Origin of the sequence: Streptomyces sp. NRRL B-24572 (assembly GCF_002156145.1) — a bacterium.
Taxonomy (GTDB): domain Bacteria; phylum Actinomycetota; class Actinomycetes; order Streptomycetales; family Streptomycetaceae; genus Streptomyces; species Streptomyces vietnamensis.
In genome coordinates, this window is sequence record NZ_MWIG01000517.1 from 1 (window position 1) to 7749 (window position 7749).

General features: G+C 71.4%; 6 protein-coding genes and 1 pseudogene. 1 reads left to right on the forward strand and 6 read right to left on the reverse strand.

The window, feature by feature from the left end:
* The 6 genes and pseudogenes from CCN56_RS28585 to CCN56_RS43470 form a co-directional block, all read right to left on the reverse strand.
* Positions 1-706, reverse strand: a 706-nt coding sequence (locus tag CCN56_RS28585) for a dolichyl-phosphate beta-glucosyltransferase (protein ID WP_143664651.1), incomplete at its 3' end; no start/stop codon positions are given.
* Between the two features lie 25 nt (positions 707-731).
* Complete coding sequence (locus CCN56_RS28590; RefSeq protein WP_086830881.1) at positions 732-2252, reverse strand: cell wall metabolism sensor histidine kinase WalK; 1521 nt, start codon at positions 2250-2252, stop codon at positions 732-734.
* Between the two features lie 5 nt (positions 2253-2257).
* Complete coding sequence (locus CCN56_RS28595; RefSeq protein WP_086830882.1) at positions 2258-3001, reverse strand: response regulator transcription factor; 744 nt, start codon at positions 2999-3001, stop codon at positions 2258-2260.
* A gap of 236 nt (positions 3002-3237) precedes the next feature.
* Positions 3238-4113, reverse strand: coding sequence for an amidohydrolase family protein (locus CCN56_RS28600; RefSeq protein ID WP_086830883.1), 876 nt, complete (start codon positions 4111-4113; stop codon positions 3238-3240).
* Positions 4100-4435 (reverse strand): antibiotic biosynthesis monooxygenase, encoded by a 336-nt coding sequence (locus CCN56_RS28605; protein ID WP_086830884.1) that lies wholly within the window; start codon positions 4433-4435, stop codon positions 4100-4102. The genes CCN56_RS28600 and CCN56_RS28605 overlap by 14 nt, the downstream gene beginning before the upstream one ends.
* Positions 4436-4511: 76 nt before the next feature.
* Positions 4512-5159: pseudogene (locus CCN56_RS43470) on the reverse strand (DUF2797 domain-containing protein); the annotation flags it as partial.
* A gap of 2157 nt (positions 5160-7316) precedes the next feature.
* Here CCN56_RS43470 and CCN56_RS28615 point away from each other — a divergent pair.
* Positions 7317-7749 (forward strand): hypothetical protein (locus CCN56_RS28615; RefSeq protein WP_256962207.1); only part of this gene is annotated, 433 nt, incomplete at its 3' end.

The following is a 7749-nucleotide window of genomic DNA, read 5'->3' on the forward strand; positions in this document are numbered from 1 at the left end:
GGACGGTGGAGTCGGGGTCGTCGACCCAGTCGACCGGCACCTCGTGGATGCGGAGCCCGGCCCGCTCGGCGAGGACCAGCATCTCGGTGTCGAAGAACCAGCCGGTGTCCTCGACCATCGGCAGGAGCCGCTCGGCGACCTCCCGCCGTATCGCCTTGAAGCCGCACTGCGCGTCGGAGAACCGGGCGGCCAGCGAGGAACGCAGGATCAGGTTGTAGGCGCGCGAGATGAACTCCCGCTTCGGCCCCCGCACCACCCGCGAGGAACGGGCGAGCCGGGAGCCGATCGCCAGGTCCGAGTGGCCGGAGATGAGCGGCGCGACCAGCGGCAGCAGGGCGTTGAGGTCGGTGGACAGGTCCACGTCCATGTAGGCGAGGACGGGCGCGTCCGAGGCCGACCACACGGTCCGCAGCGCCCGGCCGCGGCCCTTCTGTTCGAGGCGCACGGAGCGCACCTCGGGCACCTCGGCCGCGAGGGCCGCGGCGACGGCGGGCGTCGTGTCGGTGGAGGCGTTGTCGGCGACGGTGATGCGGAAGCCGTACGGGAAGGTCCTCAGAAGGTGCGCGTGGAGCCGGCGGACGCACGGCTCCAGGTCCTTCTCCTCGTTGTAGACGGGGATCACCACGTCCAGGACGGGCCGTCCGGCGTCGCTCACCGGCAGGTGCTCCCGGGCGGGGAGGGCTTCCCCGATGGTTTGGGTTGGCATGCTCCGACACTCGCCGGGGCGGCTGTCACGGCTGTGTGATGAGCCTGTGGCCCGCCTGTGAGTCCTGATCGGCCGGCAGGGTGACGGTGAAGACGGTCCGGCCGGGGGCGCTCTCGACGCCCACCTCGCCGCCGTGCGCGAGCACGACCGCGCGGACGATGGCGAGGCCGAGGCCGGTGGATCCGGCGTGCCGGGAGCGGGAGGCGTCGCCGCGTGCGAAGCGCTCGAAGACGGCGGGGAGCAGTTCGGGCGGGATGCCGGGGCCGTCGTCCTCGATCTCGACGACCGCCGCCCCGGACTCCGTCCCGATCCGGGCGGTGACCTTGGTGCCCGGCGGGGTGTGGGTGCGGGCGTTGGCGAGGAGGTTCACCAGGACCTGCTGGAGCCGGGCGCCGTCGGCCCGTACGAACGCGCCGGCCGTGGGCAGTTCGAGGCGCCAGTGGTGGTCGGGTCCGGCCGCGCGGGCGTCGCTGACGGCGTCCACGACGAGCGGGACGAGGTCGGTGGTCTCGTACGAGAGGGGCCGGCCGGCGTCGAGCCGGGCGAGCAGCAGGAGGTCCTCGACCAGGCCCGTCATCCGGGTCGCCTCGGACTCGATCCGCCCGAGGGCGTGCCGGGTGTCCGGGCCGCACTCCTCGTGACCGCGCCGGGTGAGTTCGGCGTAGCCCCGGATCGAGGCGAGCGGGGTGCGCAGCTCGTGGCTGGCGTCCGCGACGAACTGCCGTACCCGGGTCTCGCTCTGCTGGCGGGCGTCGAGGGCCGAGTGGACGTGGTCGAGCATCCGGTTGAGGGCCGCGCCGACCTGGCCGACCTCGGTGCGCGGGTCGGCCTCCGCCTCCGGGACGCGCTGATGGAGCGCCACCTCGCCGCTGTGCAGCGGGAGTCTGGCGACCTGGCGGGCGGTGATGGCCACCCGGCGCAGCGGGCGGAGGGCGATCCGGACGAGCACGGTCCCGGCGAGCGAGGCCGCGACGAGCGCGGCGCCGGTGACGCTCAGCTCGACGAGGACGAGGGTGGAGAAGGCGTCCTCGACCCCGGCGAGGGGGATGCCGGTGAGCAACTCGCCGTGGACGCCGGTGGAGTACGCGACCCGGTACGAGCCGAGCCCGCCGGGCAGTTCGACGGTGTGCGGCCGGCCGTCGCGGGAGACGGCGGCGAGCGCGGCCCGCTGGGCCTCGTCGAGCGCCTTGACCCGGAACTGCACGCCGAACTCACCGCTGCTCTCGGCCTCCGCCAGGTATCCGGCGGAGAAAACGCCGTCGCCCCTGAGGACGGCCCCGAGCGTGCCGCTCGGCACGTCCGGCCCGAGCATGAAGGCGAGCGGGTCCCGATCCCGCACCAGACCGGGCGTGGCCACGGCGGGCGGCGGCCCGGCGGCCCGGCGCAAAACGGCCCGCACCTGCTCGTCGGCCTGGTCGTACAGGTACGAGCGGAACGCGATGACCGTCACCGTGCCGATCACCGCCGCGACGACCGCGATCAGCGCGACCGCCGAGACGACGAGCCGGGTCCGCAGCGACCACGGCCGCCCACGTCGTACGCGCACGAGGGCTACTCCCCGGGCTTGATCAGATAGCCGGCCCCCCGCCGGGTGTGGATCATCGGCGAGCGGCCGGCGTCGATCTTCCGGCGCAGATAGGAGATGTAGAGCTCGACGACGTTGGCCTGGCCGCCGAAGTCGTACGACCAGACCCGGTCGAGGATCTGCGCCTTGCTGAGCACCCGGCGCGGGTTGCGCATGAGGTAGCGCAGCAGCTCGAACTCGGTCGCGGTGAGGTGGATGGAGTCGCCGCCCCGGGTGACCTCGTGGCTGTCCTCGTCGAGGGTCAGGTCCCCGACGGTGAGCAGGGACTCGCTGCGCGTCTGCGCGGCCCCGGACCTGCGGATGAGGCCGCGCAGCCGGGCCACGACCTCCTCCAGGCTGAAGGGCTTGGTGACGTAGTCGTCGCCGCCGGCGGTGAGCCCGGCGATGCGGTCCTCGACGGCGTCCTTCGCGGTCAGGAACAGCACGGGCACGTCGGGCAGCTCGCGGCGGATCGAGCCGAGCAGGCTCAGCCCGTCCACGTCCGGGAGCATGACGTCGAGGATGACGACGTCGGGCCGGAACTCGCGCGCGGAGCGGAGCGCGGCGGCCCCGTCCCCGGCGCTGCGGACCTGCCAGCCCTCGTAGCGCAGGGCCATGGAGAGCAGCTCGGCGAGCGAGGCCTCGTCGTCGACGACGAGGACCCGGACGGCGGTTCCGTCGGCGCGGAGCATGTCGGCGCGGGTGCCGGTGCGGCGTGTGGTGACGGTCATGCCCCCAAGGTGGCGGCCGCCACTGAGAGGTCTCTTTCCCTTTCCTGTGAATTCCCTGAGAAAGGGACCGGGGGCCGGGGCCTCAGGGGATCAAGGTTTCACGTGAAACGGCACGGCTCGGTTCGACGCGAACGGCGCGGCTCGGTTCGACGCGAACGGCGCGGCTCGGTTCGACGCGAACGGCGCGGCTCCGTTCCACGTGAACGGCGCGGCTCGGTTTCACGTGAAACAGCAGCTCAGGGTTTCACGTGAAACAGCGCGGCCCCGTTCTCGTACAGGACCCGCCGGAGCCAGTCGTCCCCGAGCCCGAGGCGTTCGAGGGCGTGGAGCTGGTGGGCGTACGGGTACGGGATGTTCGGGAAGTCCGAGCCGAGGAGGATCCGGTCGCCGAGGTCGAGGAGCCGCCCGCGCTCGGCCTCGGGGAAGGGCGCGAGCCGCTCGCTGAAGTCGGTGAAGGCCATGGTGGTGTCGAGGTGGACGCCCTCGTACCGCTGGGCGAGGTCGAGGAAGTCGCCGTACTCGGGCATCCCCATGTGGGCGACGATCACCCGCAGCCGGGGATGGCGGGCGAGCAGCCGCGCCATGGGCCCGGGCCCGGTGAACTTCCCCGGGCTGGGACCCGAGCCGCAGTGCACGACGACGGGGGTGCCGCTGTCGGCGAGGGCGCCCCAGGAGCTGTCGAGCGCGAGGTCGGTCGGGTCGAAGCCGCCGACCTGGAGGTGCACCTTGAAGACCCGGGCGCCGGCGTCGAGGGCCTGGTGGACGTACGTGTCGACGTCCGGCTCGGGGAAGAGGGTCGCCGTGTGCAGGCAGTCGGGGGTGCGGGCGGCGAAGTCGGCGGCCCAGGAGTTCAGCCAGGCGGCCATGCCGGGCTTGTGCGGGTAGAGCATCGCGGTGAAGGCGACCGCACCGAACCCGCGCAGGAGGGCGAGCCGGCGCTCCTCCTCCTCGCGGTAGGTGATGGGCCACTCCACGCCGGTCAGGGGCCCGACGGCGTCGAAGTACGCCCACACCTTGTCGAGGACGTTCTGCGGCATGAAGTGCGTGTGCACGTCGACGAGCCCGGGGATCCCGAGCCGCGTCAGCAGTGCTTCGGTCTCACTCGCGCTCAAAGCCGTAACTCCGCTCGACCTTGCCGATGTGGACGCTGTAGCTGTCGTACCAGTGCTTCCGCCCGTGCGCCTTGGCGGCCTGGTGCTCGGTGTGGAGGCGCCAGGTGTCGAGGGACTCCAGGTCGCGGAAGTAGGCGACGGTGATGCCGATGCCGCCGGGGGTACGGGCGGACTCGTAGCCGAGGAAGCCGGGGATGCCCTGGACGATCTCCTGCATCCGGGCGTTGGTCTCGGCGTAGCCCTCGGGGGCGTCGGGACGGATCGAGGTGAAGACAGCGGTGTAGTAAGGCGGTTCGATGCCCGCCACGAGCTTCTGGGTCATGTGATCACCCTCGCCGGGCGGGCCGGAGGATGTCCACGGCCCCCGTCCAAAGGGATCCAAGACTTTACGAAGCCCGTCAGAACAGCTCCTCCTGGGCGCTCTCGACCACCGGAGCCACCGCCGTCACCGGGGCGGAGAAGCCCTCCCCCTCCCCGGCCGCCTCAAGGATCCAGCCGCCCATGAGCCGGGTGTCGAGGGCGAGGCAGCGCCCGTCGGGGGCGAGGAGGTGCAGGTCGGGACCGGCGGCGGCGAGCAGCCGTCCGGTGACGACGCCGCCGTCGACGAGCTCGGCGACCGTGCCGTCGAGGCGCGGCAGCCCGTCGAGACGGAACACCCCCACGTGGTCACGCGCGGCGAACTCCAGCGGCTCCAGGGTCTCCGTCCAGCCGCCGACCGCCCGCGCGCGCCGATACAGCTCCTCGACCTCGCGGGCCCGGTCCTCGGCGGGCGGCAGGGCGTGCCGGGCGGCCCGCTTCCGCTCGTACGCGACCCGGTCGGGCACGCCGAGGGCCTGCCGCAGGACCTCCTCGGTGCGCCGGGCGGCCATGAGCGGGCCCCGGCCGAGCCAGCTGAACGCGACGGCCCCCTGTTCCAGGAGCCGGGCCTCGCCGCGAGCCTCGGCGGTGATCCCCACCTTGGTCATCCCGGGCCCGAACCAGGCCAGGTAGACGCGGTACGGCTGCGGGTCGTCCGCGATCGTGTCGGCCGCGAAGCCGACGGTGCGGGGCTTGTAGCGCTGCTCGGTGCGGAAGCGCACCGGGTTCATGTTGCGCTTGGGCTGCTTGGAGAAGTCGACCCCGCCCACGGTGTAGACGTAGACGTCCTCGCCGTTGTCCCACTTGTACTTGAAGGTGCCTTCGGTGAACGCCTTGTAGTAGCGGTCCCAGACCTGCTTGCCCGTCCAGTTCTGGTGGGGGGCGCGCAGCGGCCAGCGCTTCACGTCGTTGCTGTTGATGATCCTGCGGTACTCGGCGGGCATGTCGGCGGCGTTCTGGCGCACCCATTCGGCGGCGACGCGTGCGGTGTAGACGCGGCGCAGGTCGGCGTAGTAGTCGCCGTTGTTGACCTTCTCCGCGACCAGCGGCGTGATGTAGCGGTCGAGGACGCGGTCGGACTGCTGCGTCTCCGCCTCGGTGAGGTCGCAGCCCTTCCCGCCGGGCGGCTGCGTGTGGGTCTCCTGCGGCACCGTGGACAGCTTCAGCGGGGTGTCGAGGATGTGGATGCCGCCGTCCTGCTCCCGCACGACCGCGGTCTCCGGCTCGATCCAGTAGCGGAAGCCGGCCCAGCAGGGGAAGCCGTTGCGCTTCGGCAGGGCGTTCATGAAGTTGCGGCCGGCTTCCGTCTCCGGGTCCATGGCCTTGAAGATGTCGTGCTTCAGCTCCAGGTCCGCCTCCAGGAGCACCCGGCCGGCGTCGGTCCTGCCGAAGTCGGCGTCGATGATGCGGTTCGGCTCGTCGGGGTTGAGGTTCACCCAGAACGTGGACGGGTCCAGGGCGAGCCAGGTGAAGAACGCGTCGGAGATCAGGTTGCCCTTCTCCTGGCCGCCCCAGCCGGCCGCGTACTCGTCCTCCACGGACTTGGCGGAGAAGGCGTAGTCCAGGCCCTTGCCGCTCTTGCCCTTGCCGATGTACCGCAGGTCGAGGGTGGTGAAGTCGATGCCCCCGAGGCCTCGGTTCATCAGGGAACGCTGTCCGGTCCTGCCCAGCCGGTCGAGCTGTTCCTTGAGGGTCTGCGGGTTCGCCGGTGACTGGTTGATCACCTGGTTGCCGGAGCCGCGGGACCCGGTGGAGGTGCCGTTGCCCGGCGACATCGTCGTGCCGTTGGCGCGGTACGGGCCGTTCTCGGTGCCCTTGGGGGCGAGGCCCTTGTGGTGGGACTGGTAGTCGTAGGTCCGGACCCGGTCGCGGCCGAGCGCGTCCTTGCCCGCGGTGTCCTTCAGCTCCCGCATGAAGTTCTTGGCGTCACGGGTCTGGTTCTCGGCGAAGACGTACGTGTACTTGTACGAGCGCCAGCCGCTGTTCTTGGCCCAGGCCCGGTCCGCGGGCTTCTCACGGCCGTCGGGGCTGCCGTTGGACTTGGCCTCCACGATCTCCCGGGTGCGCTTGTTGTACGCGTCGAGCCGGCGCTTGTGACGGTCGCCGGTGTCGGGGTCCTTGAACCAGAACTCCTTCTCGCAGATCCAGTCCGGACCCGTCAGGCCCATCTCGCGCACGACCTTGCCCATGAAGGCCTTGCCGCGGGCGTCGTAGCCCTGGTTCGGGATGTAGACCTTCGACAGGTAGTCCCGGAAGTCCTTCCACCGCTTCTGCGCGTTGAAGCGGGCGTAGATGCGGCGCGGGTCGCTGTGGTCGTACTTCTTGTAGTCGGTGCCCGCCTCGTTCAGTTCGGCCCGGGTGGGGTCGAGGCCGTCGAACTGGAGGCCGGGGTTGGTGTACTCGTAGGTGTCCCAGCGGTCCACGGACCGAGAGGCGTCCCCCTGGGGCAGGCCGCCCGTGGGGACGTTCTTCACCCCGTACAGCTCGTCACAGCGCTTGCCGGGCTTCAGCTTCGGCGGCGCGGGCGCGGCTTCGGCGATGCCGGCGCCGGGCTGGCCGGTGACGGTGATGACGGTGGCGCAGGCGAGCGCGAGCAGGCTGTTCCTGAGCGCGCGCCAGCGGCGTGCTATTCGTGCTGGCTTCACAGTGCTTTCCCCCGGGAGCCCCACGGGTCAGAGTCCGGCTGTGTGGCGCCAGGGCCCCCGCTGCTCATGTGGGCGCCGCACAAGCGGTCCGATCCTAGGGCGCCGGTTTGCCGTCGCAATGTGGTTTCTGAGGCGCGTCGTATGTCAACTCCGTGCAGATTCCCGATGCTTACCGTCACAAGAGGGCTAGGCTTAGCTGCTGTGAGCGATGAAATCCGGGACCGCATGGACGACCGCGAGGACGAGGGCGACGACGGGGAAGAGGACGAGCACGCCGTCGCCGAGCGCATCGACGAGGCGCACGCGGACAACCCCCGCCTCACGGCCTGGCTGGACGAGCAGCGGGGCGGCTTCGAGGACTGGAGCCGTCGCCACGGCGGCGGATGGGACTTCCGCGAACGCTCCCTCGACCGTGTGGAAGCCCTCATCCGCGAGCACGTCACCTCCGTCGAGGACCTGCTCGCCCACGAGCACACCCCCTTGGTCCAGGTCGCGTGCTGGTACGTCGGTGAAGTCCACAACCGCACCCGCGGCACGCAGTGGCGGATGGACCCCGACCCCGCCGACACCCACCCCTGGTCCGGACGCCCCTACGTGATCGTGCCCTTCACGCACCTGTACGCGTACGAGGACC